The organism is Rubellimicrobium aerolatum (assembly GCF_017872975.1).
Taxonomy (GTDB): Bacteria; Pseudomonadota; Alphaproteobacteria; order Rhodobacterales; family Rhodobacteraceae; genus Rubellimicrobium; species Rubellimicrobium aerolatum.
In genome coordinates, this window is record NZ_JAGGJP010000014.1 from 63,724 (window position 1) to 89,183 (window position 25,460).

Annotated in this window: 23 protein-coding genes and 3 pseudogenes; 10 read left to right on the plus strand and 16 right to left on the minus strand. The window is 70.6% G+C overall.

Annotation, left to right across the window (positions count from 1 at the left end):
- Window positions 1-91: 91 nt before the first annotated feature.
- From dmeF to J2Z33_RS14225, 8 genes are all read right to left on the minus strand, one after another.
- Window positions 92-1,015 (minus strand): CDF family Co(II)/Ni(II) efflux transporter DmeF, encoded by a 924-nt coding sequence (dmeF, locus tag J2Z33_RS14190; RefSeq protein ID WP_209842195.1) that lies wholly within the window; start codon window positions 1,013-1,015, stop codon window positions 92-94.
- A gap of 10 nt (window positions 1,016-1,025) precedes the next feature.
- Complete coding sequence (locus J2Z33_RS14195) at window positions 1,026-1,301, minus strand: metal/formaldehyde-sensitive transcriptional repressor (RefSeq protein WP_209842197.1); 276 nt, start codon at window positions 1,299-1,301, stop codon at window positions 1,026-1,028.
- Between the two features lie 62 nt (window positions 1,302-1,363).
- A complete protein-coding gene (locus tag J2Z33_RS14200) occupies window positions 1,364-3,760 on the minus strand; it encodes a heavy metal translocating P-type ATPase (protein ID WP_209842198.1) in 2,397 nt (798 codons plus the stop codon).
- A 123-nt stretch (window positions 3,761-3,883) separates the two neighbouring features.
- Window positions 3,884-4,300, minus strand: coding sequence for a DUF305 domain-containing protein (locus J2Z33_RS14205; RefSeq protein ID WP_209842200.1), 417 nt, complete (start codon window positions 4,298-4,300; stop codon window positions 3,884-3,886).
- A 140-nt stretch (window positions 4,301-4,440) separates the two neighbouring features.
- A complete protein-coding gene (locus J2Z33_RS14210) occupies window positions 4,441-5,508 on the minus strand; it encodes a YncE family protein (RefSeq protein ID WP_245218867.1) in 1,068 nt (355 codons plus the stop codon).
- A gap of 116 nt (window positions 5,509-5,624) precedes the next feature.
- On the minus strand, window positions 5,625-6,125 hold the full coding sequence (locus J2Z33_RS14215) for a c-type cytochrome (protein ID WP_209842204.1): 501 nt from the start codon (window positions 6,123-6,125) through the stop codon (window positions 5,625-5,627).
- A gap of 216 nt (window positions 6,126-6,341) precedes the next feature.
- Window positions 6,342-6,704, minus strand: coding sequence for a hypothetical protein (locus tag J2Z33_RS14220; protein ID WP_209842206.1), 363 nt, complete (start codon window positions 6,702-6,704; stop codon window positions 6,342-6,344).
- 183 nt (window positions 6,705-6,887) lie between these two features.
- Window positions 6,888-7,325 carry a MerR family transcriptional regulator gene (locus J2Z33_RS14225; RefSeq protein WP_209842207.1) on the minus strand — a complete coding sequence of 146 codons (438 nt, stop codon included), beginning with the start codon at window positions 7,323-7,325 and terminating at the stop codon, window positions 6,888-6,890.
- A gap of 167 nt (window positions 7,326-7,492) precedes the next feature.
- On the opposite strand from J2Z33_RS14225, the gene J2Z33_RS14230 reads away from it, so the two are divergent.
- From J2Z33_RS14230 to J2Z33_RS14245, 4 genes are read left to right on the plus strand one after another with little or no spacing between them, the layout of a single operon-like run.
- A complete protein-coding gene (locus tag J2Z33_RS14230; protein WP_417750582.1) occupies window positions 7,493-9,739 on the plus strand; it encodes a heavy metal translocating P-type ATPase in 2,247 nt (748 codons plus the stop codon).
- A gap of 1 nt (window position 9,740) precedes the next feature.
- Window positions 9,741-10,307, plus strand: coding sequence for a methyltransferase family protein (locus J2Z33_RS18490; protein WP_209842212.1), 567 nt, complete (start codon window positions 9,741-9,743; stop codon window positions 10,305-10,307).
- A gap of 44 nt (window positions 10,308-10,351) precedes the next feature.
- The gene (locus tag J2Z33_RS14240) at window positions 10,352-10,819 is read left to right on the plus strand and encodes a disulfide bond formation protein B (protein WP_209842214.1); all 468 of its coding nucleotides are present in this window, start codon (window positions 10,352-10,354) and stop codon (window positions 10,817-10,819) included.
- Window positions 10,816-11,478 (plus strand): DsbA family protein, encoded by a 663-nt coding sequence (locus J2Z33_RS14245; RefSeq protein WP_209842215.1) that lies wholly within the window; start codon window positions 10,816-10,818, stop codon window positions 11,476-11,478. The genes J2Z33_RS14240 and J2Z33_RS14245 overlap by 4 nt, the downstream gene beginning before the upstream one ends.
- 9 nt (window positions 11,479-11,487) lie before the next feature.
- Here J2Z33_RS14245 and J2Z33_RS14250 read toward each other — a convergent pair whose 3' ends face one another.
- Entirely contained in the window at window positions 11,488-11,955 is a 468-nt protein-coding gene (locus J2Z33_RS14250) for a L,D-transpeptidase family protein (RefSeq protein ID WP_245218868.1), read from the minus strand.
- A gap of 147 nt (window positions 11,956-12,102) precedes the next feature.
- Window positions 12,103-13,395 carry a DUF5930 domain-containing protein gene (locus tag J2Z33_RS14255; RefSeq protein ID WP_209842217.1) on the minus strand — a complete coding sequence of 431 codons (1,293 nt, stop codon included), beginning with the start codon at window positions 13,393-13,395 and terminating at the stop codon, window positions 12,103-12,105.
- A gap of 330 nt (window positions 13,396-13,725) precedes the next feature.
- Here J2Z33_RS14255 and J2Z33_RS14260 point away from each other — a divergent pair, with 330 nt between their 5' ends.
- From J2Z33_RS14260 to J2Z33_RS14280, 6 genes are all read left to right on the plus strand, one after another.
- A complete protein-coding gene (locus tag J2Z33_RS14260; RefSeq protein WP_245218869.1) occupies window positions 13,726-14,355 on the plus strand; it encodes an SCO family protein in 630 nt (209 codons plus the stop codon).
- Window positions 14,352-14,813 carry a copper chaperone PCu(A)C gene (locus J2Z33_RS14265; protein ID WP_209842218.1) on the plus strand — a complete coding sequence of 154 codons (462 nt, stop codon included), beginning with the start codon at window positions 14,352-14,354 and terminating at the stop codon, window positions 14,811-14,813. Before J2Z33_RS14260 ends, J2Z33_RS14265 begins: the two co-directional genes overlap by 4 nt.
- Window positions 14,810-15,436 carry an SCO family protein gene (locus J2Z33_RS14270; protein WP_209842219.1) on the plus strand — a complete coding sequence of 209 codons (627 nt, stop codon included), beginning with the start codon at window positions 14,810-14,812 and terminating at the stop codon, window positions 15,434-15,436. The genes J2Z33_RS14265 and J2Z33_RS14270 overlap by 4 nt, the downstream gene beginning before the upstream one ends.
- Before the next feature lie 16 nt (window positions 15,437-15,452).
- Window positions 15,453-15,914 carry a DUF411 domain-containing protein gene (locus J2Z33_RS14275; RefSeq protein ID WP_209842220.1) on the plus strand — a complete coding sequence of 154 codons (462 nt, stop codon included), beginning with the start codon at window positions 15,453-15,455 and terminating at the stop codon, window positions 15,912-15,914.
- Window positions 15,915-16,347: 433 nt separating this feature from the next.
- Entirely contained in the window at window positions 16,348-16,701 is a 354-nt protein-coding gene (locus tag J2Z33_RS18985; protein ID WP_377110119.1) for a L,D-transpeptidase, read from the plus strand.
- 99 nt (window positions 16,702-16,800) lie between these two features.
- Window positions 16,801-17,283, plus strand: a complete 483-nt coding sequence (locus tag J2Z33_RS14280; RefSeq protein WP_209842222.1) for a hypothetical protein — start codon at window positions 16,801-16,803, stop codon at window positions 17,281-17,283.
- Window positions 17,284-17,386: 103 nt separating this feature from the next.
- On the opposite strand, the gene J2Z33_RS14285 is transcribed toward J2Z33_RS14280, so the two are convergent.
- The 6 genes and pseudogenes from J2Z33_RS14285 to J2Z33_RS14305 form a co-directional block, all read right to left on the minus strand.
- Window positions 17,387-17,989, minus strand: coding sequence for a L,D-transpeptidase (locus tag J2Z33_RS14285; RefSeq protein ID WP_209842224.1), 603 nt, complete (start codon window positions 17,987-17,989; stop codon window positions 17,387-17,389).
- A gap of 241 nt (window positions 17,990-18,230) precedes the next feature.
- Window positions 18,231-19,265 carry an SCO family protein gene (locus J2Z33_RS14290; protein ID WP_209842226.1) on the minus strand — a complete coding sequence of 345 codons (1,035 nt, stop codon included), beginning with the start codon at window positions 19,263-19,265 and terminating at the stop codon, window positions 18,231-18,233.
- A 497-nt stretch (window positions 19,266-19,762) separates the two neighbouring features.
- Window positions 19,763-24,427 (minus strand): N,N-dimethylformamidase beta subunit family domain-containing protein, encoded by a 4,665-nt coding sequence (locus J2Z33_RS14295; RefSeq protein WP_209842228.1) that lies wholly within the window; start codon window positions 24,425-24,427, stop codon window positions 19,763-19,765.
- 61 nt (window positions 24,428-24,488) lie between these two features.
- Window positions 24,489-24,659 (minus strand): annotated as a pseudogene (locus tag J2Z33_RS14300) (CobW C-terminal domain-containing protein); the annotation flags it as partial.
- 37 nt (window positions 24,660-24,696) lie between these two features.
- Window positions 24,697-24,828 (minus strand): annotated as a pseudogene (locus tag J2Z33_RS18990) (GTP-binding protein); the annotation flags it as partial.
- Between the two features lie 287 nt (window positions 24,829-25,115).
- Window positions 25,116-25,460, minus strand: a pseudogene (locus J2Z33_RS14305) (MobA/MobL family protein); the annotation flags it as partial.

Sequence of the window (25,460 nt, forward strand, 5' to 3'; positions counted from 1 at the left end):
ACCGCCCACCGTGCGGGCGCCTGACGGCCTCCTTACTTTGCTGTAAGCCGTGGAGGGCCCGCGGCGCGTGCCTCCCTGATCGGCAACAAGTTCACGACTGGCGCACTTCGACCGTGACGTGAGCCAGTTCATGAATGGGTTTGAGCCGGGCCCGGACAGCGTCGCCGTCCACCTGGCCGGCGACGCTGACGATGGCGGCGTGCGCCTCGGGGCCCACGCGCCACAGGTGCAGGTCGGTGATGCGGGCGTCGCCTGCGCCCTCGACCTGCCCGCGCACCTCCGCCTCCAATGCGGGATCGGTGGCGTCCAGCAGCACCAGGGCAGAGTCCCGCATCAGCCCCCCGGACCAGCGGGCGATCACGACCGCGCCGAGGAGGCCCACGGCCGGATCGATCCAAAGCCAGCCCAAGGTCCGGCCCGCGATCAGGGCGACAATGGCCAGCACGGAGGTCAGGGCGTCGGCCAGGACGTGAAGGTAGGCGGCGCGCAGGTTGTTGTCCCCCTCATGCCCCAAGGGCCCGTGCGCGTGGTGGCCATGGTCCTGCTCGTGGCCGTGGCCATGGCCGAGCAGGAGCGCGCTCAGGAAATTCACCGCGAGGCCAATGACTGCGACCAGGATGGCCGTGCCAAAGATCACGGGGCGGGGCTCCAGGACCCGTAGGACCGATTCCACGGCGATGCCGAACGCCACCACGCCCAGAAGGAGCGCCGAGGAGAAGCCCGCCAGATCGCCCACCTTGCCCGTGCCGAAGGTGAAGCGCGGGTTGCGGGCGTGGCGCCTGACGAAGGCGTAGGCCGCCGCCGCCACCCCCAGCGCACCCGCGTGCGTCGCCATGTGGACGCCGTCCGCGAGGAGCGCCATGGAGCCGGTGAGCCAGCCCGCAACGATCTCGCCGACCATCATGGCGGCGGTGAGGCCGACCACGGCGAGGGTCCGGTGGGCGTTGGCGTCGTGCGAGCGGCCCAGGAAGACGTGCTCGTGCCTCAAGCCATCGAGGTCGGCGGGAGCGGACATGGCGGAACCCTCATTTCCCGTAGCGGCGGATAATGGCGGCCAGCTCGTCGGCCGCCCGGGCGCGCTCGGCGTCGGCGAGGCCGGGGCGGGCGACGTGCTCGCGCAGATGATCCTCGATCAGCTCGTCCATGAGGCCCAGGACGGCCCCCCGAACGCCCGCCACCTGATGGAGGACGGCCGAACAGCCCTCCTCGCCGGCGATGGCTTTCTCGATGGCGGCCACCTGGCCCGCGATGCGACGCACACGGGCCAGGAGCTCGTTCTTGTTGGCGGTCGTGTGTGACATAGGATAGGGGCCTACCCTAAAACTGGCCTAGTGGAAACCCACGTGTCCGCGACCGCACAAGCCTAGAGTCTCGCCGTCCTCAGCCGCAGCGCGTTGGCGATCACCGACACCGACGACAGGCTCATCGCCAGCGCCGCCAGCATGGGCGAAAGCAGCAGGCCCGTGACCGGGTAAAGCACCCCGGCCGCCACCGGCACGCCCAGGCCGTTGTAGAGGAAGGCGAAGAACAGGTTCTGCTTGATGTTGCGGATGGTGGTCCGGCTCAGGCGCCGCGCCTTCACCAGCCCCCGCAGGTCGCCCCGGATCAGGGTGACGCCCGCGCTTTCCACCGCCACGTCCGCCCCCGTGCCCATGGCGACCCCCACGTCCGCCTGGGCGAGGGCCGGGGCGTCGTTGACCCCGTCCCCGGCCATGGCCACCGTGCGGCCCTCGGCCTGGAGCCGCCGGATCACGGCGTGCTTGTCCTCGGGCCGCACGTCCGCGATCACCTCGTCGAGGCCGATCTGCTCCGCCACCGCGCGGGCGGTGCGGGCGTTGTCGCCCGTCAGCATGACGATGCGCAGCCCGTCCGCGTGAAGGTCCCGGATCGCCTCGGCCGTGGTGGCCTTGATCGGGTCGGCCACGGCGATCAGCCCGGCCGCCCGGCCGTCGAGAGCCACGAACATGACGGTCTGCCCCAGGGCGCGCCGGGCGTCGGCCGTCCGGGTCAGGGGCGCGGGGTCGGCGCCCACGGCCGCCATCAGGACGGCGTTGCCGATGGCCACCTCGCGGCCCGCCACGCGGCCCCGCACGCCTTGGCCCGTAACGCTCTCGAAGCCCTCGGCGGCCGGCGCGTCCACGCCCCGCTCCGCCGCGCCCGCCACGATGGCGCGCGCCAGCGGGTGCTCCGACAGGCGTTCCAGGCCCGCCACCCCGGCCAGGAGATCGCGCTCGCCGACCCCCGGGGCGGTCTCCACCCCCACCAGGGCCGGGCGGCCCTCGGTCAGCGTCCCGGTCTTGTCCACCACCAGCGTGTCCACGGCCGCGAAGCGCTCCAGGGCTTCGGCGTTCTTGATCAGCACGCCCGCCTGCGCCCCCTGGCCCACGCCCACCATGATCGACATGGGCGTGGCCAGCCCGAGCGCGCAGGGGCAGGCGATGATCAGCACCGACACCGCCGCGACGAGGCCGAAGGACAGCGAGGGCTCGGGGCCCCAGACCCACCACGCCACGAAGGCCAACGCGGCGGCGACGATCACCAGCGGCACGAACCAGCCCGAGACGCGATCCGCGAGCTTCTGGATCGGCGCCTGGCTGCGCTGCGCCTCGGCCACCATCCGCACGATGCGCGCGAGCATGGTGTCGGCCCCCACCCGCTCGGCCCGCATGACGAAGGCGCCCGTCTGGTTGATCGAGCCGCCGGTGACAACGTCGCCCTCGGCCTTGGCCACCGGGATGGGCTCGCCGCTGATCATGGACTCGTCCACCGTCGAGCGCCCTTCCAGCACCGCGCCGTCCACGGGGATGCTCTCGCCCGGCTTCACGCGCAGCCGGTCGCCGGCCGCGACCTGCTCCAATGCTATGTCCTCCTCCCGGCCGTCCGCGCCGAGGCGGTGCGCGGTCTTGGGCGCGAGATCGAGGAGCGCCCGGATGGCCGAGCCGGTCCGCTCCCGCGCGCGCAGCTCCAGCACCTGCCCCAGGAGCACCAAGGTCACGATCACGGCCGCCGCCTCGTAGTAAACGGCGACCTCGCCCTGGTGGCCCCGAAGCTGCGGCGGGAAGAGCCCGGGCGCGAGGGTCGCCACCACCGAGTAGGCATAGGCCACGCCCACGCCCAGGCCGATCAGCGTGAACATGTTGAGGTGCCGCGTCCGCACCGAGGCCCAGCCCCGCACGAAGAAGGGCCAGCCGCCCCAGAGCACCACGGGCGTGGCCAGCGCCAGCTCGATCCAGTTCAAGGCGCTGGCGGAGACAAGGGCGTGCACCTCGGCCAGGACCAGGTGCCGGCCCATGGCCACGAGCACGAGCGGCACCGTGAGGATCGCCGAGACGACAAAGCGCCGGCGCATGTCGAGATACTCCTCGGACGGGCCCTCGCTCAGGGTCGCCACCTTGGGCTCCAGCGCCATGCCGCAGATGGGGCAGGTGCCGGGACCGACCTGCTCGATCTGCGGGTGCATCGGGCAGGTGTAGATCACGTCCTTGGGCCCCGGCACGGCCGCGTGCGGCGCCGGATGGAGGTAGGCCTCGGGCTGGGCCACGAACTTCTGCCGGCACCCGGCCGAGCAGAAGTGATAGGTCCGGCCCTCGTGCTCGGCGTGGTGGGACGTGGTGGCGGGGTCCACCATCATGCCGCACACGGGATCGGGAACCCGGCCGGCCGCAGGTGCGGCCTCAGGGGGCGCGGAGCCATGCCGGTGAGCGGGCGCCGTCCCTGGCGCGGGATGCCCCTGGGCCGCTTTGGAATGGTGTTCGCTCATGGGGGACTCCTGACGTGAGTGGGACCGGGGCTCGGCTCCAGCGGCGAAGCGCTGCGGAAAAAGCCGCCCGGCCATGGGAAGGAGGAAGCGCGGCCAAGGCCGCGCTCCCCGCCGGCCGGAGGGTTACTCCGAGGCCGCAGCCGGGGCGTCCACGCCCATGCGCTCCAGCATCGCGCGCATCTCGGCGATCTCCTGCTCCTGCGCGTCGATGATGGCCTGCGCCATGGCGCGGGTCTCCTCGTCGTCCCCGTGCTCCAGCTCGGTGCGGGCCACGTCGATGGCGGACTGGTGGTGCGGGATCATCATCAGGAGGAAGTCCGCGTCCGGGTCGCCCGAGGACTCCATCGGCATCGACTGCATCATGGTCTGCATGGCGCCCATCATGCCCTGCATGTGTTCGGGCATCTGGCTCATGTCCATCTGGCCCATGGCGCCGTGGTCCATCATCTGGCCCTCGGCGGGCTCGTGGGAGTCGGCCCAGGCGAGACCGGCCGCGAGGACGAGGGCGAGGCCGGGGATCAGGGATGCAAGCTTGGTCATGTCGGTGTCCTTTCCGTTCTGCGTGAAGCCCTCTGGGCGGCCAGCGGACTGGCCGGATGGAGATCGGGGCCGAGGGCTGAAGGACCCCGATCAAGCTCGTGAGCCTCCGGGCCGCTCGGCCCGGGGGCGACCTGCCGCCGTCAGCCCGGTGTGCCCGGGAGGTAGACGACGCCGTTCGGGCCGTCGCCGACCGGCACGGTCGCGAGGACGCCCTGGGTGGACAGGTCGATGATCGAAAGGCTGTCAGCGCGGATGTCCGTCACGAACGCGGCCGCGTCGCTCACGGCGACCCCGTGCGGGCCGTCGCCCACCGTGATCGTCGCCACGACGCGCTCGGTCGCGGTGTCGATCACGGACACCTGGTCCGACGGCTCGTCCTCGAAGCCCTCGTTGGCCACGTAGACATGGCGGCCGTCCGGCGTGGCGTGGACTTGGATCGGGCCGTTGCCGACGGGCACCTTGGCCACGACCTCCCGGGTCGCGGTGTCGATCACGGCCACCGCGTCCTCGTCTCGGAGCGAGACATAGGCCCGGCTCCCGTCCGGCAGGAAGCCCACCTGCACCGGGGCCGTGCCGACGGGGATGCGGGCCACCTCGGTCAGCGCATTGGTGTCGAGCACCGAGACGGTCCCGTCCTCGACATTGGCCACGTAGAGCTCGCCTCCCCGGGGGCTGGCGCGCAGGCCATGCGGGTAGTCGCCGGTCGGGATGGTGCCCACGACCTCCCGCGACGCGAGGTCGATCACCGACACGGTGTCGTCGCCGGCGTTCGTGACGAAGGCGCGACGGCCCGCGCCATCCGTGACCACATGGGCCGGGTGAGCGCCCACGGGGATCTCGGCCACGGGACCCGCTGCGGGCCTTGCCGCATCCAGCAGCACGAGCCGGCCCGGGGCGGCCTCGCCCGCGTCGGAGTGGTCATGGCCGTGGCCCTCGCCCTTCGGCTCGCCCACGGCCAGGAGCCAGAGGCCGTCCGGGCTGGCATCGACGTTGTGGGGCGCCACGGGGACCGGCACCGGGACGACGGCCCCCGTCGCGAGGTCGATCAGGCTCAGCGACCCGCCGCTCTGGTCGGCGGTCACGACCCGGCCGGCGAGGCCGGCGGGGCGCGTCTCCAGGCCTTGGGCCAGGCCGGGGACGGCGGTGAAGGCGCCCACGGCGAGGCCGGCCGCGGCGGCCGTCCAGGGCGACAGGGAAAAGCGTGTCATGGTGGAACTCCGGTTCCGGGGTCTGAAAGGTCGGGTGGAGGGGCGGCAGCCCGACAGGGCCCTCCCTGCCGTGCCTGGGCTGCGCCGGGGCGGGGCCATGGGGCCAGCGCCGGGGATCAGCCGTCGTTGCGCGTGGCCTCGGCCTGGTAGGCCCGCTCCCGCTCCGGCCAGGTGCTCTTGATGAAGGCCAGGACGGCCTCGGTCTCGGCGTCCGAGAGGACCTCGCCAAAGACCGGCATGTCGCTCTGGTAGCCCGGCACGAGGGCTCCGAGGCCATCCCGGATGATCCGGAGGAGCGCCTGGTCGGAGTGGTGCCAGGTGTGGCCCGAGGCGTCATGCGGCGGGGCCGGCATCCGGCCATCAGGCCCGCGCACCTGCCAGTCCGGCTGGCCTTCAAGGTCTGCGCCGTGGCAGGCCGCGCACTGGGCGGCGTAGAGGTCCCGCCCGAGCTGGAGCGTGTCCGCGTCCACCGGCCGGCCAAGGACCTCGACTGGCGGGCCGGGCGGGTTCTCCGCCCATCCCTGCCGCGCCAGGAGGCCAAGGACGGCCGCCCCGCCCAGGGTCAGGATCGCCAGAGCCGCACGCCGGCCCCCCCTGGGGTCGGTCGCGAGGCTCATCGTCCTCCTCCCTGCGGGGAAGGCCGGCCGGCCCTGGTCGTGGAGGAGGGCGTCGCCGCCGCGTCGGCGGGTCTGCCTAGCCCCGAGGTGGCCGCTCGGGCGGGTTGCCGAGAGCCGGTGCATGCTGTCATGTCGACGTCCTGACTGGTGCCGGGCGCCCGCGTGCCGCAGGCTCCCGTGAGGGCGAAAGGCCGGCCACCGGCGCGGTGGGGCCGCTCAGGTCAGGACGAGGAGGCGGGGTGGAAAGGGCTCGGGCGGGTCGCTCCGGCCGCGCAGGTCGGGGGTTGGCGGGACGTCTCGCAGGGCGGAGGCCGCCAAGGCCACCCCGGGCTCGAAGCTCACGACAAGGTCGGCGAGCGCCGGAGCCACGCAGCCGATCTGGCAAAGGAGGCCGGCCTCGTCGCTCGCGCCACCCGCGCCGCAGTGATGGCAATGCACCGTCTCGACGGACGCCGCGTGGTGGGCCGTCCTGGCCGCCATGTCGAGCGCCATCGTCGTGGTGCTCGACGCCTGCGCGACCGACCACGCGGCCACCACCGCGATCAGCAGGACGACAAGGGCACGGACCAGACTCGCCATGTCGGAAGGCTAGGCTCGACAGGGGCCAGTGTCGAGGCCTCCCTTGTCGCAGACCGGTAAGGGTCGCAGCGCTCCCCGGGACCCAGGCTCAACAGGTTAGGCAATCGATGCAGAGCCCACGCCCGTGCCGCTCGGACGCATGGCCACGCACCTTTGAGGCGGCGGAGCTCGGCATCGGATCGCTCAAGCCAGCGGGCTCGCGATCCCTCCATGCTCCCCCTTGCAGAGCCCGTGATCGCCGAGCGTCTCGATCACGCGGCAGTCGCGGATGGTGCCGCAGGCGCACTGCTCGACCATCCGCTCCAGTTCGCCCTTGAGCGCCCGGAGGCGGGCCAGGCGGGCCTCCACCTCGGCGAGCTGCGCCCGCGCGATGGCGTCGGCCGCCGCGCAGCTCTGGTCGGGACGGTCGGCGAGGCTCAGGAGGTCGCGAATGGCGTCGAGCCCGAAGCCCAGCTCGCGGGCGTGGCGGATGAAGGCGAGCCGCCGCCGAGCCGCCTCGTCGTAAAGGCGCTGGCCGCCGACGCTCCTCCCGGCTCGCGGCAGGAGGCCTACCTCCTCGTACCAGCGGATGGTGGGCACCTTGACGCCGGTGGCCGCCCCGAGCTTGCCGATGGTGAGCACGTGCGATCCTCCTTGACCCTCTAGTGACTAGAGCAATTAGGTCACGATCCACGGACGACTCAAGGACCCCGGAGACGGGGCCTGGACCTGGGGAGCGTGGACACATGGTGGAGACGGTGGACGGCACGGCCGGGGCACCCGAGCGGCGCGAGTGGACGGTGACGGGCATGGACTGCGCCGCCTGCGGAGCGAAGGTGCGCGGCGCCGTGGAGCGCCTGCCCGGCGTGGCCCGGGTGGACGTGATGGTGATGGGCGAGCGGCTCACGCTCGACCTCGCCCCCGGCACCACGCCGCCCGAACGCATCGAGGGCGCGGTCAAGGCCCTGGGCTACGGCATCGCGCCGCGCGGCGCCGCGCGGCCCAAGGGCCTGAAGGCCTTCGTCCTGCCGGGACAGGCGGCGGCCCCGGAGGCCGCGCCGGCCACAGCCGTCGGAGCCAGCCTCGACGCAGGTCACGGCCAGGCGGGGCATGTCCACCAAGCGGACGCGGGCCACGGCGCAAGCGGGCACGTCCACGATGACCCCGCCGACCGGGGCCGGCCGTGGTGGCGGACCTCCAAGGGGCAGCTCGTGATCCTCACGGGCCTGCTCCTGGCCATGGCCTGGGGCTTCGAGCTTCTGACCTCGGCCGAGACGGGCCGCTGGGCCTTCGTGCTGGCCACGCTGGTGGGGCTCACCCCCGTCGCGCGCCGCGCCTTTGCCGCTGCTCGCGCGGGCCAGCCCTTCACCATCGAGATGCTGATGACGGTGGCGGCCCTGGGCGCGCTCGTCATCGACGCCGCCGAGGAGGCGGCGCTGGTGGTGTTCCTGTTCGCCGTGGGCGAGGTGCTGGAAGGGGTGGCGGCGAGCCGCGCCCGCGCCGGCATCCGGGCGCTCGCCGCGCTGGTGCCGAAGACGGCGCTCCTGGAGATGGGGGGCACGACGCGCGAGGTCCCGGCCGAAAGCCTCGCCATCGGCCAGGTGGTGCTCGTGCGCCCCGGCGACCGGGTGCCGGCCGACGGCACCATCCTGGAGGGCACGTCCGGCATCGACGAAAGCCCGGTGACGGGCGAAAGCGTGCCCAAGACCAAGGGCCCGGGCGAGGACGTCTACGCGGGCTCCATCAACGCCGAAGCCGCGCTGCGCGTCACCGTCACGCGGGCGGCCGAGGACAACACCATCGCCCGCATCATCCGCCTGGTGGAGGAGGCCGAGTCGGCCCGCGCGCCCACCGAGCGCTTCATCGACCGCTTCTCCCGCGTCTACATGCCAGCGGTCTGCGCCGTGGCGCTCCTCGTCATCGTGGTCCCGCCGCTCCTGTTCGGGGAGCCCTGGGGGACGTGGGTCTATCGCGGCCTCGCGCTCCTGCTGATCGGCTGCCCCTGCGCGCTGGTGATCTCCGTGCCGGCCTCCATCGCCTCGGCGCTGGCCTCGGGGGCGCGGCGCGGCGTGCTGATGAAGGGCGGGGCGGTGATCGAGGCGGCGGCCCGCGTGACGCGCGTGGCCTTCGACAAGACCGGCACGCTGACCGTGGGCCGGCCTGCCGTCACCGACGTGGTGCCCCTGGGCGGCACGCCCGGGGCCGAGGTGCTGGCCGTGGCCGCCGCCGTCGAGGCGGGCTCCTCCCACCCGCTCGCGCAGGCGATCCGGGCGCGGGCCGAGACGGAGGGCGTCTCCGCCTTGCCCTCGTCCGACGCCCGCGCGCTCGTGGGCCAAGGGGTCGAGGCCCGCGTCGGCGGCGCGCTCGCCTGGGTCGCCTCGCCCCGCTTCGCCGCCGAGGCGCGCGCGCTCGACGGCGACGGCCTCCGGCGGGCGAGCGCGCTCGAAGAGGAGGGCAAGACGGTGGTGGTCGCCTTCCGCGAGGGCCGGGCGCTGGGGCTCCTGGCCTTGCGGGACGAGCCGCGCCCGGACGCCGCTCGCGCCGTGGCGGAGCTGCGCCGCCTGGGCGTCTCCGCCGTCATGCTGACGGGCGACAACCGCCGCACGGCCCAGGCCATCGCGGGCGGGCTCGGGCTCGACCACGAGGCCGAGCTGATGCCGGAGGACAAGGTCGCGGCGATCCGAGCCATGACGGGTGGCGCGGGCGGTGTGATGATGGTGGGCGACGGCATCAACGACGCGCCCGCACTGGCGCAGGCCTCCGTCGGCGTCGCCATGGGTGAGGGCACCGACGTGGCGCTGGAAACGGCGGACGCCGCCGTGCTCCGCAGCCGCGTCACGGACGTGCCGGGCCTCATCCGCCTCGCCCGCGCGGCCATGGGCAACATCCGCCAGAACGTGGCCCTCGCGCTGGGGCTCAAGGCCGTGTTCCTCGTCACCACGGTGCTGGGCGTCACCGGCCTCTGGATCGCCATCCTGGCCGACACCGGCGCCACCGTGCTCGTGACGCTGAACGCGCTCCGGCTCCTCGCCTTCGATCCGAGCCGGGAGAGGTGAGGTGCCGGACGTCGCCTTTGCCTGCCTGGAGGTGCTCGGGCTCTACTTGGCGCTCTTCGCCTCGGCCTGTGAGTGGGGCTGGCTGGCCGCCCTCGGCTTCCGGCTCGCTTTCGCGTTGGCTCTCCTTAGCCCGCTTGCCCAGACGTCCTTGCCCGCCCTTCGCCAAGTCGATCCCCTCTGGCACGAAGCAGGCGGCGCGCTCCGGGGAGTTTCCGGACATGTCCTGGCGATCATGGGCACGATGCTTGATTGGGCCGGACAGGTCACCATGGGTGCAGCCTGGCGCGTCGGGGCCGCGCAAAGCGCTCTGGGCGGCTTGGTGACCGAAGGACTTTACCGTGTGTCCCGCGACCCGGTTTTTGTGGACCAACTCCTGCTCCTTCTCGGCGTCGTATTGGCTCTGCCCTCGGTCCCGATCATGGTCGCAGCCCTTCTTTTCTGGGTGGCTGCGGGTCCCCAGATCCGGTCCGAGAAGCGTCACCTCGAAACCTGCCTGGGCGAGAGCTACCGCGCCAATCAGTCCCGGGTCGCGCGTTGGCGGGGCGCGCCTGGACGCGGACTCATCTAGTGCCCGCCTATGAGGCCTCCTGCTCCCGAGATTGGAACGCATCCATGAACGCACCCCCAAGGCCTTCGACGTCGGCCACGACCGGTCCTGGCCTGCCCCGGAGTCTTTATTTCGCCTGGGCCATCGCCCTGATCGCGACGCTGGGGGCGCTCTTCATCGGCGAGGTGATGGGGCAGACGCCCTGCCTGCTCTGCTGGTATCAGCGCATCGCCATGTTCCCGCTGGCCCTCCTGCTGGGCGTGGCCTGCTTCAAGGGCGATTTGGGCGTGAGGCGCTACGCCCTGCCCCTGGCCCTCGCCGGCGCGGCGGTGGCGCTCTATCACAGCGCCCTTTACCTCGGCCTGATCCCCGAGCCTGTTACGCCTTGCACGCGCACGGGCCCGTCTTGCACTGACGCGAACATGACGATCCTGGGTGGCGTGCCTCTGCCCGTGCTATCGCTCCTCGCCTTTGCCGCCATCGCCGGCTGCCTTGCGCCGTCCGGCTCTCCACGAAGGGAACCCGCTTCATGAACCGCCGCGCCATCGTTCTTGGCACCGCTGCCGCCGCCCTCGCCGCCTTTGCGGGCGGGATCTGGGTCACCGACCGTCAGGGCGGGAAGACACGCGCCACCGAGGTCACGCTGCAGCCCCTCGATCCCACGATCCTGGTGCGCGCCAACTCGCCCGTTCTTGGTCCCGCCGAGGCCCCCGTGACCATTGTCGAGTTCTTCGATCCCTCCTGCGAGGCCTGCCGAGCCTTCCATCCGGTGCTCGAGCAGATTCGACGTGAGTTCCCCACGCAGGTTCGCGTCGTGATGCGTTACGCTGCCTTTCACGCGGGCTCGGACGAGGCGGTGCGCATCCTGGAGGCCGCTCGCGCGCAAGGTGTCTTCGAGCCCGTCCTGAACGCCCTTTTGGAGAGGCAGCCCGACTGGGCCCTCCACGACGGGCCGCGGCTCGACCTTGCCTGGGCCATCGCAGGCGAGGCGGGCCTCGATGTGGATGCTGGACAGGCCTACCGGCAGTTCCCGGGCGTGGTGGCGATCCTCAATCAGGACGCGGCCGACGTGGAAGTCATCGGCATCCAGCAGACGCCCACCTTCTTCATCAACGGCCAGCCCCTTGAGGAGTTCGGCCCCGAAGAGCTGAAAGAGGCCGTGCGGGCCGAGGTGGCCGCTCTTGGAACCTGAGCGATGCGCTCAGGGGCTGATCCACACGGGCGTGCCGTCGCGCACCATCGCGTAGATCTCCTCGATCTCGCGATTGCTGACCGCCATGCAGCCGGCGGTCCAATCGGTGCCCCGCGGCTTGTCGGGCGGGGTGCCGTGAAAGAAGATGTCGCCTCCCGGCGGGCGGCCCAGGGCGGCGGCATAGGCCATGTCCTGGGCGTTGGGGTAGCTGATGCCGACCGACAGGTGGTACTGGCTTTTGGGGTTGCGCTTGTCGACGATGTAGAACCCTTCGGGCGTCCGGCCGTCCCCCTCCCAGCGCTTTGGCCCGACAGGGTTGCTGCCCAGATCGACACGGTGCTCGCAAATTACGGTTCTGCCGCTCAGGAGGAGCATCCGCCGCGCCGCCTTGGTGACGACGATCCCCGTCACCGGCGGGCCGTCATAGGCCAAAGACTGCGGCCGCCGCGAGCAGCCGGCCAGAACGGGCGCGGCCAAGGCGCCACCAAGAAGAACCCGTCGGGAGATCGTCACTGTCGCTCGTCCGGTCTGATGCCGTTTGCGCAGGATCCTACATCAAGCCGGTCGCCTGCGCGAGCCCACGACGATGGAATCGCCAGCCGCCTGTGGCCGGCCAGCCTGCGTTCAGAGCAGCTCCTGCCCGGCCGCGATGTAGGGCATGGGGTTCACGGGCTCGCCGTTCAGCCGAACCTCGTAGTGAAGGTGTGGCCCGGTCGAGCGCCCTGAGTTGCCCAAATCGCCAACCCGGTCGCCGCGTGACACCCGCTGCCCCACCTCGGCGCGGATGGCGTTGAGGTGGGGGTAGAGGGTCTCATAGCCGAACTCGTGTCGCACCTTCACGACCCGCCCGTAGCCGCTCATCCAGCCCGCGAAGGTCACCTCCCCCTCCGCCGTGGCGTAGACCGGCGTGCCGATCGGCCCGGCCATGTCAACGCCCTCGTGGCGGCGCCCCCAGCGCGGCCCGAAGCCGGAGGTGTAGCGGAAGGCGTCCCGCAACGGCATCGCAAGTGGCACGCGATCGACCACCACACGGTAAAGGTTGAGCTCGTCGAGCCGGTCGAGGATCCGGTTGGCGCGGAGCGACTCGTCCGCGTGCTTCGGCGCGCCCATCGTGGAGAGCTGGATGGGCACGAGCGCCCCCGCAGGGTCCGAGCCGTCCCGGACGGTGTCCCGCAACGTTTCCAGATCGAGCCCGGCGGTTTGGAACATCTCGTCGAGCGGCTCGACCGAGATGGTCAGCGCGTCCTCGAGCTGCTGGAAGATCTCGCTGTTGCGGTCCTCGGCCATGCGAAGCGCGAGGTCGAGCTCTTCGGCGAGCCGGGTGGCTTGCTCCGCCTCGCCAGCGAGCCGGTCACGATCGGCGGTGGTTTCCGCCAAGGCGGCGCTCGCAAAATCGAGCATGGCGGCGATCGCCTCGACCTCGCCAGTCGCGGCGCTTTTCTGGGTGGTGAGCACAGCCACCTCGTCCCGGGCGGCTTCGCGCTCCCGGATGGTGCGGCTCAGGGCGGCCTGGACCGCATCGAGCCCGATCGCGAGTTCGCGGGCTCGTTCTTCCGAGGTCAGCAACTCGCCCTGCAAGGTCGCCACCTGATCGAGGGCGGCCGTGAAGCGCTCCTGGGCCGCAACCGCCTCCGCCGCGCGCCGGTCGCGCTCGTCGGCGGCCGCGTTCAGGCGGTCCTCGTAGACCATCCTGTCCCGCGCGGCCTGGGAACGGACGTTCCCGGCCCCGATCGAGTCCAAGAGCAGAACGGCCGTCGCGGTGGCCGACCAGGCGAGGAAGGCGCCTGTAGCCGCCCACGTCATGCCCTGCATTGCCGGCGTGACCCGAACGAAGCGGGTGTGATCCCCGGATCGGATGAACAGGCGCCGCTCGGGGAAGAGGCGTTCCAAGCTGGCGCTCAGGCGCTGTCTCACCATCGAAGTATGATCCCGTTCAGTTTTGATTGCTTCCGGCCTCCGCCCGCTCTGGCGGTAGCGGCAGCGGCATGCGCCCGCAACAGGGGCCGGGCTGCGAACCGGGGGAGCCTAACGATCCCGGCAGGAAACCGCCGCCGGCAGCCTCAAAGGAAAGGTCGGTGGCCTGCTGCGGCTGACAGCCGTTTCCAAGCTCGTGGTCGTTTGCCCAACGCACCCCAAGCAGGCTCCTGGCCCGGATGCCTCCGCATCAAGGACCATCCTTTCCGCGACGAAATGCCTCTTGAACCTCCAGTCGCTTGAGGTCTTACGTCGAGGGCTGTTCGAGCTTAGATGCGGCACGCCATGCCTCTGACCCCGCTCCAGAAAACGTTATGGGCCGCGGCGATGCTCGCCGCAGCCGGCTTTGCGGGCTTGACCTGGAGCGGTGCCCCCGGCGCCAGCGGCCCGTCGAATGTCGCCCAGGACACCTTCCGCCCCGAGTTCCGCCTGGAGGACGCCGCAGGCCGAGTCGTGACCAGCGACGATTTCCGCGGCCGCTACCTTCTCGTATTCTTCGGGTTCACGAACTGCCCGGACGTCTGCCCGACCACTCTCATAGAGGTGGCGCAGGTGATGGATGACCTTGGGTCGGACGCGGCCCAGGTGCAGCCGATCTTCCTTTCCGTGGATCCTGCGCGCGACGCCGGAATGGGCTTGGCCGAGTACACGGCGGCGTTCCACCCCTCCATCCTGGGCCTGGCCGGCAGCCCCGAGGCGACGCAGGCCGCCGCCGAAAGCTTCAAGGTCTTCTTCGCGCGTGAGGACGACGCGGCAGCCCCGGGCGGCTACGGCATGGCGCATGCCTCCGCCCTCTACCTCGTCGGTCCCGAGGGCGACTGGCTGCGCCAGTACGACTACGGCACGCCCGCCGCCGAGATCCTCGCCGACCTCCAAGCCCGGCTCCAAGGACACCTGCCATGAAGCTCTCTATTTCTGCCCTTCTCGCCTTCACCCTCTGCGCCGGCGTGGTCCAGGCTGACCCCATCCGGCAGGGAAATCTGGAAGTCGACGGTGCCTGGGCGCGCGCCTCGATCGGAGCCTCGCGGCCGGGCGGCGCCTACTTTACCGTCCGCAACCTCGGGAACGAAGCCGACCGCCTCATTGGCCTGTCCTCGCCGGTCTCGGCCATGCCGATGCTGCACGAGACCACTGTCTCGGAGGAGGGTGTCTCGCGCATGGCCCACGTCGAAGCGCCCGAGATCCCGGCCGGCGGCGCGCTCGTGCTGGAGCCAGGCGGAATGCACCTCATGCTGATGGAGCTGACTGGTCCTCTCGAGGAAGGCGGCACGTTTCCGCTGACGCTGATCTTCGAGACGGCCGGCGAGGTCACGATCGAGGTGCCGGTGCTCTCGATCCGCGCCACGGGGCCGGAGGAGTGAGCCTCACCCGGCGTCTGGTTCTTGGCGGGGGCGCTGTCACGGCGCTTGGCGCGGGAACGCTGGGCTTGGGCTGGTGGCGGGTGGACGGGCCCGGAGCCGCGCGCCCGTCCAGCGCGACCGATCCCGCCCTGCCGCTCCCCTTGGGGGACATGACGGTCACCCTGACCGACCACCAGGGTCGCCGCGTGGCGGCGGCCGACTGGGTTGGCCGCCCCACTGTGGCGTTCTTCGGCTTCACTTGGTGCCCTGAGGTCTGTCCCACGACGTTGAGCGACATCTCGGTCTGGCTTGAGGAGCTCGGAGCCGAGGCGGACAGCCTGAACGTGGCCTTCATCACCGCGGATCCGGAGCGCGACACGCCCAAGGCGCTGGCCGAGTATCTCACCCCCTTCGATCCGCGGATCGTCGGTTACACCGGCACGCCCGAAGAAATTGCGGAAACGGCCGCAGCGTTCCGGGTGCGTATCGAGAAGCGTCCCGTGAATCAGGGCGACTACACGGTCGACCACACCGCCGGGGTCTTCCTGTTCCGCGCGGACGGAAGCTTCGGGACCATCATCGACTACCACGAAGACCGCACCTTCGCCGTGCCGAAGATCCGGCGTATCCTCAATCAGGCCTGAGCCCATGGAGACGACCATGCTGCTGACCCGACGCCACCTCCTTCTCGCCTGCGCGAGCCTTCCTCTCGCGACGCCGGTCCTGGCCCAGGCTGACCGACACATCCAGGTCCTCAAGGACCCCAATTGCGAGTGCTGCACGGGCTGGGTGGAGCATCTGCAAGCCTCGGGCTTCGAGGTCACCGTGGAGGAGATCCACGCCGGGCTCCTCGCCGTTCGCAAGGGCGAGCTCGGTGTTCCGATCAACTTGCAGTCCTGTCACACCGGTCAGGCGGGCGGGTACGTGCTAGAGGGACATGTTCCCGCGGCGGACATCGGGCGCCTTCTGAGCGAGCGGCCCGACGCCTTGGGCCTTGCGGTGCCCGGGATGCCCTATGGCTCGCCCGGCATGGGTCCCGAGACGGAACGCGACGCCTACGAGGTCATCCTGTTCCGCCGCGACGGGACGACCGAGGTGTGGACGTCCTACGAGGCGGCTTGAGCCCACAAGCGTGGCCTCCGTGCGACCGAGCGGAACCGACCAGCGCTGACGCCCGCTCGTGATCTGGATCCGGACTGGTCGAAAAGGAGCACCAAGTGCTGAAGCGCCGCTACCTGCTGGCCGTGAGTCTTGTCACATCGGGTGTGCCGCCGCCTCCGGACTGGGGCGCAGGAGACGCCCCAGACTGACCTGGCGTCCGCGCCGCAGCCCCGGATCATCCCCATCCAGCCGGGCCTGCCAGCCGGTGAGATCCACACTGAGCCGAACCGGTTTGCGCTCAATTGGACGCTCCCCAACCAGACGGCTCTTCGCTACGCCTGCGGGGTTGGACGACCAGGGCTCTACGTCGGAGCCAAAAGGGTGTGGCCGTCCTGGAAGCTCACTCCGGACCTGATCGAGCGCGAACCCGAACGGGTCCTACGCCAAGGACGGCATGCGCGGTGGGTCCGACAACCCGCTAGGGGCGCGAGCGCTTTACCTCTGCACGGTCGAGCGCGGGGACATCTTTCTGCGCGTTCGTGGCACCAACGCGCCCCAGACGATCGGGACGGCGGTGTCCAACGGCTGCGCCCGGCTGGTGAACGATCAAACCATCGAGTTGTATGAGATGGTGCCTCTCGACACACGAGTAGCTCTTTACCCGCAGAGCGCGGGGTTGCAGGATAGTCCGCTCGAGGAGCCGACGGAGATCCTGGCCTTGGCCGTTCGTGTGCGACGCCCCGGCTCAGGCGGGCTGATCGCGACAGCCGCATATCGGGGTTCGGCCGCTTATCAAGGGAGCATCTGAGTGCATCGACGCGCGTTCCTGGCGGGTGGCAGTCTGACCCTGCTCGCAAGCTGCGGCAGCAACGCCGAATCTGTGTGGGCGCCGGACGACGCGGTGGCTATGGCCCGCTACCGTGCACCCGGTCCGACCTACCTTGCGCTCGTGACCGTCCGCAACGAAGGCGACGGCCAAGGTGCGCACACCGCCCTTCTCATCAGCGCGAGCGAGCGGGTCCTTTTCGACCCCTTCGGCGGCTGGACCGACCCGTTCGTGCCCGAGCGCAACGACGTCCTCTACGGCTTCTCGCCCGGCGTGGAAGAGCGGTATCTGAACTACCAAGCCCAGGACGGCTACTACTACGTCCGCCAAGAGGTCCAAGTCCCGCCCGAAGTGGCCGAGCGGGCCCTCCAGCTCGCCAAGGTGGCCGGACCCGTGGGCATGGCCATGTGCACGCGCGCGACCTCCGCCCTCTTGCGCCAGCTTCCGGGGTTCGAGACCCTCCGCCCGACCTGGTTTCCCGAGCATCTGGCCAGCCGCTTCGCCCGCCTTCCCGGTGTGACGACGGTCGAGCGCCACGGCGCACCAGCGACTGAAGGGAGCTGAGCCCAGGAGAGCAGCCCGTCTTCCAGCCTGTGATAGAACGAGGCGCTTCCCCCAGGCTCCGCATCCGCGAGCGGGTGAACGCGAACGCTCGAGCCTGCGAAGCTCAGACCAGCTTCACCTGCGTGCCGATCCTGGCCATCTCGTACAGCTCCTCGATGTGCTCCTTGTAGAGGCCGACGCAGCCATTCGAGGAGCGGCGGCCGATCTTGCGCGTGTCGTGGGTGCCGTGAATCCGGTAGAACTGCCAGCTCAGATAAAGGGCTCGCGTGCCAAGCGGGTTCATCGGGTCGCCGCCCTCCACGACCTCCGGCCATTCGGGGTTGCGCTCGCGCATTGAGGGGGTGGGGCGCCAGGTCGGGTTCATCTTCTTGTCCACCACTTCCGTGTAGCCGGTGCGGGTGAGATCCTCCGACAAGGGGACCGACGTCGGATAAAGCCGGTAGACGGACTGGTCCTCGCTCCAGAAGTGGAGCGCGCGGGACTGGAGATCGCAAAGGATCACGCCGTTCGTCGTGGTCTCGAAATGGTCCTGCCAGTTCAGCGTCCGGAAGGCCGAGATGTTGTGGCGGGTCGATCGCGAGATCTCCGCCTCCATCTCGGTGGAGTTGGCCTGCTGGGCAACCGCCGGAGCCGCGAGGCCCGCGCCCAGGAGGGCTGCTCCTGCGCCCAGAAGCGTCCTGCGGTTCATGGTAGTGTCGTTGGCCATGGTCTGTCTGCCTGCCCCTTCGCTTTCCGGCTTCGCGAGCCGCCTCGCACGGATCGGCCCGCTCACCGCCTCATGTAGTTCGGCGTCGCGTTGTCCACCACCGTCCGATGCGCCTGAAGCGTGCGAAGGGTTGCAACGAGGTTGTCGGCCGTTCCGCGCGGGTCGCAGCGCTTCTTCTATGGGGCGTCGCAACCAGAGATGCCACCGCTGGTGACAGGCCCAGGACCGATCGAGGACGTGCTCAATGCGAGGTGTGCTCTTGAGATGGGGTAGGCTCGTCCTGGGCCTGCCCAGCTCGCCCTTCGTCCCCATGTTCGTGCGCGGGCATCCCCTGGTTCTCGGCCTGCTCGGCGCGGCTCCGCTCCGCCGCGACCAGCTTCTGGTCCTCGGCGGCCAGATAGGCGACCAGGGCATCCGCCTCGTCCGCCTCAAGGCCGATGTTGGGCATCCGTATCCCCGGAAAGTCGGCGTCGAGATCGACGGCCACGGGGTCGCCCGCCGCCAGCATGGCATCCGGCGCGAGAAGGAAGCGCCGCAGCCAGCCCGGATCGCGCCGCAGCGTCACCGAGGCCAGGTCCGGCGCCAGCCGCACGCCCTGGCCGATCGTGTGGCACGAGGCGCACCGCCCCAGGAACAGCGCCTCGCCGAACTCGGGCGCGTGGTAGGTCGGGCTGTCCGAGGCGACGGCCGTGGGGGCCGGCGGCGTCCAGTCGGGATCGAGCTCCAGGATCGACTGGAGCGTGACCGTCAGGCTGCCCATGGCCGAGGACCGCCGCCAGACGCCGGTGCGGGCGTTGCCGATCACGAAGTCGGATCGGTGCTGGGCCAGCTCCTCGGCGCGCTCGCCCAGCTTGTAGCGGATGGCGTCGATGTCCTCGCGCGTGCCGGTGAGGAAGGTCCAGCCCCTGTCCACGCCGAACGAATCCCTGAAGGTCGCGAGATCCTCGGGCGTGTCGTTCTCGGGATCGAGCGTGATCGAGTAGAAGAAGATGTCGCGCCCCATCCGCTCGCCCAGCCAGTCGTAGACCTGCGCGAGCCGCGCCGTCCCCACCGAGCAGATGTTGGGGCAGTCGGTGTAGATGAAGGTGATGACGACGATCCTGTCGCGCAGCAGGTCGTCCCAGAAGCGGACGGTCTCGCCGTCCTGCGTGACCAGCGGACGGTTGGTGAAGTAGTCCGCGCCGCGAACCTCGTCGGCGGAGGCCGGTGCCACCGTGGCTAGGGCGAGAGCCAGAGCCCTCACATGACGCCAGGGACTGAAATCTTGGCGTGTCATGACAGCTCCTTGGTTGCTCATCAACTTGACCAGCGCGAGGCCGCTGAGGAGGCAGGCCGAGAGCGTTACGCTCAATGGACCCTGTCGAGACCCACAGGGCTACGGCGGATCTTTCTTGTCCCTCAGGGGCCGTCCAGACTTTTCATTGCCTTGAGTACATCCTTGACCTGTCCGTTCCGCTGGACCGGGCTGCGGCCTTACCATGTCGACGCCCTCATGGAGGAAGAGCCCCGAGACCGAGCGGTCGAGGGGAGCGTACCTGCTTCTCGATCGTGTCCCGAGCGTACCGCCCTGATCCTTGCTCGCAATACGTAATACTACTTACTTGCTTAGCGCCTGAGCCCATTGCGGGTTGCGGTAAAGCTTTTGCTTGTGAGCGGTGCACCTCGGGTGCGACCGTCCAGATAGCCTTCCCCGGCCTACCTTCTGGGACCGCTCCGAGCCATGAAAGCTCAAGCTCACCACCCGACAAAGGGGCAGCCCACGACAGGGCCGGTTCAGAGGATGAAGTCTCCCGAGGCCAGCGCGTGCGCCCCGGTCAGCCGGATCTCCATGTCGGCCCGCGCGTCGCCGTTGGTGTCCACCGTGACCACCGTGGGCGAGGAGGCCGAGCCGAGGTCGTAGCGCAACTGCCCGGCCACGCGCGAGAAGGCCGCCGTCCCGATGAAGCTGAACGCCTGGTCGCCAGGGACCAGGGACGACGTGTTGGCGTCGATGGCCGACAGGTCCAGCTGGTCCTGCCCCCGGACGAAGTCGCCGATCGTGTCCACCGTCGTCGTGCGGCTGTCCGAGGCGGTGAAGTAGACGAAGGTGTCCGCCCCCGCGCCGCCCGCCAGCAGGTCCGTCCCGGCCCGCCCGGCGATGCGGTCCGCGCCCGCGCCGCCGGTGATGGTGTCGTTGCCCGCGCCGCCGTCCACGAGGCTCAGCCCCGACCAGTTCAGCGCCGACTGGCTCATCACGTCGGCCCCGGTGGTTCCCACCAGGGTCACGCCGCTGGCCGTCGCCGTCAGCGACTCGACGTTCGAAAGCTTGGCGAATTGGATCGAAAGGGCCGCCGAAACGACCACCGAATCCGTCCCCGTGCCCCCGTCGATGCTGTCGGACCCGCCCGAGGCGCCGATGAGGAAGGTGTCGTCGTCCGCGCCGCCCGACAGGATGTCGTCGCTCGTGCCGCCGTCGATCACGTCGGCCCCGGCGCCGCCCGCGATGGTGTCGACGCCCGCGCCCCCGAGGATGGTGTCCGCCCCCGCCGAGCCCAGCAGGCTGTCGTTCCCCGAGCCGAGGTCGATGCTGACGATCCCGGTCAGGACCGTCCCCGACAGGTCGAAGCTGTCGGCGGTGGAGTTGGCGATGATCTTCACGCCGGTGAAGCCGTTGGCGCTGATCTCCTCGATCCCCGCGATGGCGCTGAACCGGATCGCCGTCCCGGCGGCCGTGGCCCGCACGAGGTCGGTGCCCGCCCCGCCGTCGAAGGCGTCCAGCCCCGCCGACGTGCCCGTGACCTCGATGATGTCGTTGCCGCCACCGGTCGAAATGATGTCGTTGCCCGCGCCTCCGTTCACGATGTCGCTGCCCGCGCCCAGGGTGATGACGTCGTTCCCGGCGAGGCCCTGCACGCTGTAGGACCGCCCGTCGGTCGCGGTGTAGGTGTCCGCGGCGTTCGTCAGGTTCACCGTCACCCGCGCCGCCGTCGCCGCCGCCACCGCGATCTGGAAGTTCGTGGATGCGATGGACCCATCGGCCGAGGTCGCCCGCACGGTGATCTGCTGCGTCCCCGCCGCGAGGACGGCCCCGCTCGCCACGCTCACCACGCCCGTCGCCGCGTCGATGGCGAAGCGCCCGCCGGCGTTGTCCGTCAGGCTGTAGGTGACGCCGTTGGTGGTGGCGTCCGCGTCCAGCGCCGCCGCCGTGATCCCGACCAGCGTCCCCGCCGCCGCGCCCTCCGTCACCTGGTTCGCCGCCGCGTTCGCGTCCGAAGGCGGGGTCACGTCGAACTCGTCCACGTCGTTCAGCGCGATCGTGAACTGCCGGTCGAAGCTCAGCCCGCCCGCGTCCGTCACCCGCACGGTGACCGTGTGGGACGCCGCCGCCTCGCGGTTCAGCGCCGCACCCGCCGCCACGACGAGCTGGTTGCCGCTGATGGCGAAGCGCCCGCCCGCCGAATCCACAAGGCTGTAGGTCAGCGCCGCGCCCGCGTCGGGATCGGTCCCCGCCAGCGTGCCCACGACCTGCCCCGCCGCCGCGTTCTCGGCCACCGTTGCCGCGCTCAGGGCCAGCGCGGTCGGAGCCTCGTTGACGTTCGTGACCGTGACCGTGGTCGCCCGCGTCACCGCCGCCGACTTTCCGTCGGTCACGCCGAGGATCACGTCGTAGACGTTGTTCCCGCCCACGTCCCCCGGCGCCTCGAAGTTCGGCGCGGCCTTGAAGGCCAGCGCCCCCGTCGCGGCGTTGATGCTGAACAGCGCCGCGTCGGCCCCGCCCGCGATGGCGTAGGTGAGCGGGTTGCCGTCCGCGTCGGTGGCCTGCACCGTCCCCACGACCACCTGATTCTCGGCCGCCGTGAAGCTTTGGGCGGGCAGGACCGGCGGGGTGTTGGGGGTGGTGTTGGTGCTGGCGGGCGCGAAGACCACGTCCACCCAGTAGTTGCTGCTCTGGTAGCTTTGGGTCGGCATCTGCGCGGTGGTGCCGTAGGCATAGACCCCCGCGTTCCCCTCGGGGGCCTTGATGATGCCCCACAGGTCGCCGAAGGCGCCGTCGTCGCGCCCGTCGAAGCCCGCCTCGTTGGCGGCCACGAAGAAGCCGTTCGTGGACACGTAGTTGTTGGCGGTCTGGTAGGAGACGACATAGGTCTGCCCCGCCACCAGCGTCACCGGCGTCGCCAGGGTCGCCGTCTGCCAGCCCGACTGCCCGGCGGTGGAGGTGAACGTCACCGTTCCCATCAGCGTGCCGTTCCCGTTCCACAGATGGCCCGTGCGAACGTCGGTGTCACCGGCGTCGCCAGCGGCCCGCCAATAGCGCAGCGCCTCGACCGCGCCGCCCTCGCTGACGCTGAACCGCATCCCCAGGTTGACCGTTGCGTTGTCGTTGTAGCTCACGACGTTCGTGGCCGCGTCCCCGTCGAAGAGCGTGACGTCGGCGGGCTTGGGCGGAGTCGTGACGACCACCGTCTCCGTGTCGGGCGTGGCGTTCCAGACGTTCAGGCTGTCGTCGATCGCCCGCGCCTTGATCGTGTAGGTGCCGGTGGCCGCCGGCTTCCAGCTGTAGGTCCAGTGCGCCCAGTTGTCCGTCGTGCTCGCCACGCGCCAGGTCGTGCCGCCGTCCACCGAGACCTCGACCACCGCCACCACGCCGTCCGTCGTGGCCGCCACCCCGTCGATGTCCGTGGCCGTGCCGCCGATCGTCACCGTCGAGCCCTGCGTGACGGTGGTCGGCAGCCCCAGGATGTTCGCGTCCGCCGCCGTGACGTCCGTCGAGGCCGCGGCCCGCACGAGCCCGCTCGTCGCCAGCACCGAATCCAGCACGCCCGGCTGGATGCCCATGTCGGCGAACAGGTTCACCATCATCTGCTGGATCTGCCGGTTCTCGATGTTCGCCCCGTAGGGCGAGCTGTCGTGCATGTTGCTCAGCGCCCAGGACCAGAACACCGTGCCCGCGCCGAACACCAGCGCCCCGCTGTCGTCGCGGTAGAGCGACAGGGTGTGCGTCGCCGAGCCGGCCTGGGTCCGGTTGCCCTGGTCCACGAGGATCTGGGTCCAGGGCAGCGTCGTCTCGGACAGCTTGACCAGGCCCGCCGGGCGGTTCGCGTCGTCGGGCGACACGTTCCATTCATAGCCGATGATCCCCGGCGCCAGATCCTGCGCCCCCGTGTTCGCCACCGAGGTGCCGCGCCAGATCCGCAGCCCCGCGTAGGTCTGCGGCACGTCCAGCGCGCCCCCGAACTCGCCGGTGCCGTCCGGCCCGAAGAGCTGCCCGGTCAGCATCTGCTCGATGCAGTTGCAGGTGTGCACGAGGCCGGTGAGCGGGTCCACCACCTCGCCCCCGGCGTTGGACCGGCCGTTGGCGTCCACCGAGTCGTGGAACCGGGTGTCGCGCCAGGTGCCCGTCCAGATGTCGGTCGGGTCGAGGTCGGCGTAGTCCTGCGGCGCGGCGTTGGGGTCGTAGTTGGCGAAGGTTTCCTTGTAGCAGACCAGCGTGCGGTATTCCTTGCCGTCCGCGCTGATCGCCGTCTCCCAGCGCGTCTTCCAGTACATGTCGTTCCCGCCCCAGAACAGCAGGTTCACGCCCGCGTCCCGCGCCGCCTCCACGTTCTCGCGTTGCCCGCCCGACCAGTATTCGTCGTGGCCGACCGAGATGAAGGCCTTGTACTTGGTCAGGTAGTCCGCCCCCAGCCGGTCGGTGTCCACCCCCGAGATGTAGGACACGTCGTAGCCGTTCTCCTCCAGCCAGGAGATCGCGGCGTAGTCGGCCCCGAACAGGTAGTCCTGCGGCCCCGCCAGCGTGCTCGTGCCGTCCCGCGTGATGAACGGGCGGTTGTAGCTGACCGCGTAGGCGCGATCGAGCGCGTTCGGCCCGGCCGTGGGGATCACCGGGTGGACGACCCGGTCGCTCGGGTCGCCGTAGAGGTTGGCGCCCACGTCGCCGTTGTTGCCCGCCCAGCCGTTGTAGGCCTGCCACGTCGTGTCCGAGGTCTGCAGCACCACGTCCGCCGCCACCCCGTCGTTCCGCACCACGAAGGGGATCTGGTTCACCGCCCCCGCGATGGGGTTGCCGGCCGCGTCCAGCCGCTGCACCCGCGCGAGGTAGACCCCCGACACCGCGTCGGCGGGGATGTTCCAGCTATCCGTCACCGACCAGTTGCCCGCGTCCACCATCCCGCGGGTCGCGTCGTAGAGCGCCTCGGCCTGCACGGTGGCGTTGGTGTTGGTCCAGGAGGCCACCTCGCGCGCGCCGTTGCCGCCATAGTAGCCCAGGCGGAAGATCTCGACCGTGTAGTCGCTCCCCGCGCCGCCGTTCACGTTGACGCTGAAATCGATCTTGTTGCCGGCGTTCACGCTGAAGTCCCGCGCGAAGCCCTCGATCTGCGTGCTGTGCGGCACGTCCCAGTAGCTCTTGGGCGCGACCCCGTCCGTGCGGGCGTTCTCGGCGACGATGCGGTTGCTCATGATGGCTCCTTCGCCGGCGTCGCGCCGGACCTAGACGGGAACTCGGAAACGGCCGCCGCGCTCATGCGGCGGCCCGGAACGGGTCGGGAAGCCGGGCCACGGCCTCGGCGGTCAGCCGGTGCGCGTCGGGGATCAGGCAGCGGTCCAGCGCCGCCTTCAGCCGCCGCTTGTCGCTCCCCGCGCCGATGAACACCAGCTCCTGCCGACGGTCGCCGAAGGGCTCGGCCCATTGGGAGAATGCGGTCCAGCGCCGGCGCGATGTTCACCACCGACATGTCGCCGAGGACGACCGCGACGCGCCAATCTTCACATGTTTTTAGCACATGAGTCAGTACGGTCGTCTTGCTCACGCCGAGGGGGCCGGGCAGCACGGTCACGGGCAAGTGACGGACATCGGACATGGTGGCTCCGCGAGACAAAGCAGGCGGAGCAGACAAGGGAGAGGTACTGCGTTCAAGTGCGCTAGCGGACGTAAGTTGCGCCGGACCTCATCCGAAGGAGGTAAGTTGTCTCTGTGACCGACGACATGGACGCCCAAACTCCGCTTTCGCTGAACGCCGATTATGGCAGATGCGAAATACGACGGGAAACCGCACCTTTATCATCGTCAGCCAGGGAGGCCCAGACGCCACCTGAAGGGTGCACGGAAACCCTGTCCGGAGATCAAGTGTTCGCCAAAGGCGGAGCGTCAGCCCCCTTGCCCTGTCTCTGCGCCCGCCTCCGGCAATGCCTCCGCCTGCCTGCGCAGCTCCGCCCACGCGTGGCGAACCTGCCGCACCGCTTGGGTGAACTCGCCGTTCTCGGTGACGGGGAGGTACGTGCGCCCCTCCCGCTCGGCCGCGCGCCGCGCCTTGCGCTCGGCGCCGCTGACCGCCGGCCCGAGCTTGACCTCGGGCGGGCGGTCCAGCGCCTCGGCCTTGGCCATGTCGCCCCGGGCGAGCGCCGCCTCGCGCTGCACGGCCAAGCGGCGGTGATCCACGCGCTCGGGCCGGCCGGCTCGCGCCAGGGCCGCGTTCTGCAGGTCGGCCCAGAG

Bases quoted from the DNA above. Each gene is read 5' to 3' on its own strand.
- dmeF (WP_209842195.1), bottom strand. From the start codon at position 1,015: ATGTCCGCTCCCGCCGACCTCGATGGCTTGAGGCACGAGCACGTCTTC.
- J2Z33_RS14195 (WP_209842197.1), bottom strand. From the start codon at position 1,301: ATGTCACACACGACCGCCAACAAGAACGAGCTCCTGGCCCGTGTGCGT.
- J2Z33_RS14200 (WP_209842198.1), bottom strand. From the start codon at position 3,760: ATGAGCGAACACCATTCCAAAGCGGCCCAGGGGCATCCCGCGCCAGGG.
- J2Z33_RS14205 (WP_209842200.1), bottom strand. From the start codon at position 4,300: ATGACCAAGCTTGCATCCCTGATCCCCGGCCTCGCCCTCGTCCTCGCG.
- J2Z33_RS14210 (WP_245218867.1), bottom strand. From the start codon at position 5,508: ATGACACGCTTTTCCCTGTCGCCCTGGACGGCCGCCGCGGCCGGCCTC.
- J2Z33_RS14215 (WP_209842204.1), bottom strand. From the start codon at position 6,125: ATGAGCCTCGCGACCGACCCCAGGGGGGGCCGGCGTGCGGCTCTGGCG.
- J2Z33_RS14220 (WP_209842206.1), bottom strand. From the start codon at position 6,704: ATGGCGAGTCTGGTCCGTGCCCTTGTCGTCCTGCTGATCGCGGTGGTG.
- J2Z33_RS14230 (WP_417750582.1), top strand. From the start codon at position 7,493: ATGGACTGCGCCGCCTGCGGAGCGAAGGTGCGCGGCGCCGTGGAGCGC.
- J2Z33_RS14240 (WP_209842214.1), top strand. From the start codon at position 10,352: ATGAACGCACCCCCAAGGCCTTCGACGTCGGCCACGACCGGTCCTGGC.
- J2Z33_RS14245 (WP_209842215.1), top strand. From the start codon at position 10,816: ATGAACCGCCGCGCCATCGTTCTTGGCACCGCTGCCGCCGCCCTCGCC.
- J2Z33_RS14255 (WP_209842217.1), bottom strand. From the start codon at position 13,395: ATGGTGAGACAGCGCCTGAGCGCCAGCTTGGAACGCCTCTTCCCCGAG.
- J2Z33_RS14260 (WP_245218869.1), top strand. From the start codon at position 13,726: ATGCGGCACGCCATGCCTCTGACCCCGCTCCAGAAAACGTTATGGGCC.
- J2Z33_RS14265 (WP_209842218.1), top strand. From the start codon at position 14,352: ATGAAGCTCTCTATTTCTGCCCTTCTCGCCTTCACCCTCTGCGCCGGC.
- J2Z33_RS14275 (WP_209842220.1), top strand. From the start codon at position 15,453: ATGCTGCTGACCCGACGCCACCTCCTTCTCGCCTGCGCGAGCCTTCCT.
- J2Z33_RS18985 (WP_377110119.1), top strand. From the start codon at position 16,348: ATGCGCGGTGGGTCCGACAACCCGCTAGGGGCGCGAGCGCTTTACCTC.
- J2Z33_RS14280 (WP_209842222.1), top strand. From the start codon at position 16,801: ATGGCCCGCTACCGTGCACCCGGTCCGACCTACCTTGCGCTCGTGACC.
- J2Z33_RS14285 (WP_209842224.1), bottom strand. From the start codon at position 17,989: ATGGCCAACGACACTACCATGAACCGCAGGACGCTTCTGGGCGCAGGA.
- J2Z33_RS14290 (WP_209842226.1), bottom strand. From the start codon at position 19,265: ATGACACGCCAAGATTTCAGTCCCTGGCGTCATGTGAGGGCTCTGGCT.
- J2Z33_RS14295 (WP_209842228.1), bottom strand. From the start codon at position 24,427: ATGAGCAACCGCATCGTCGCCGAGAACGCCCGCACGGACGGGGTCGCG.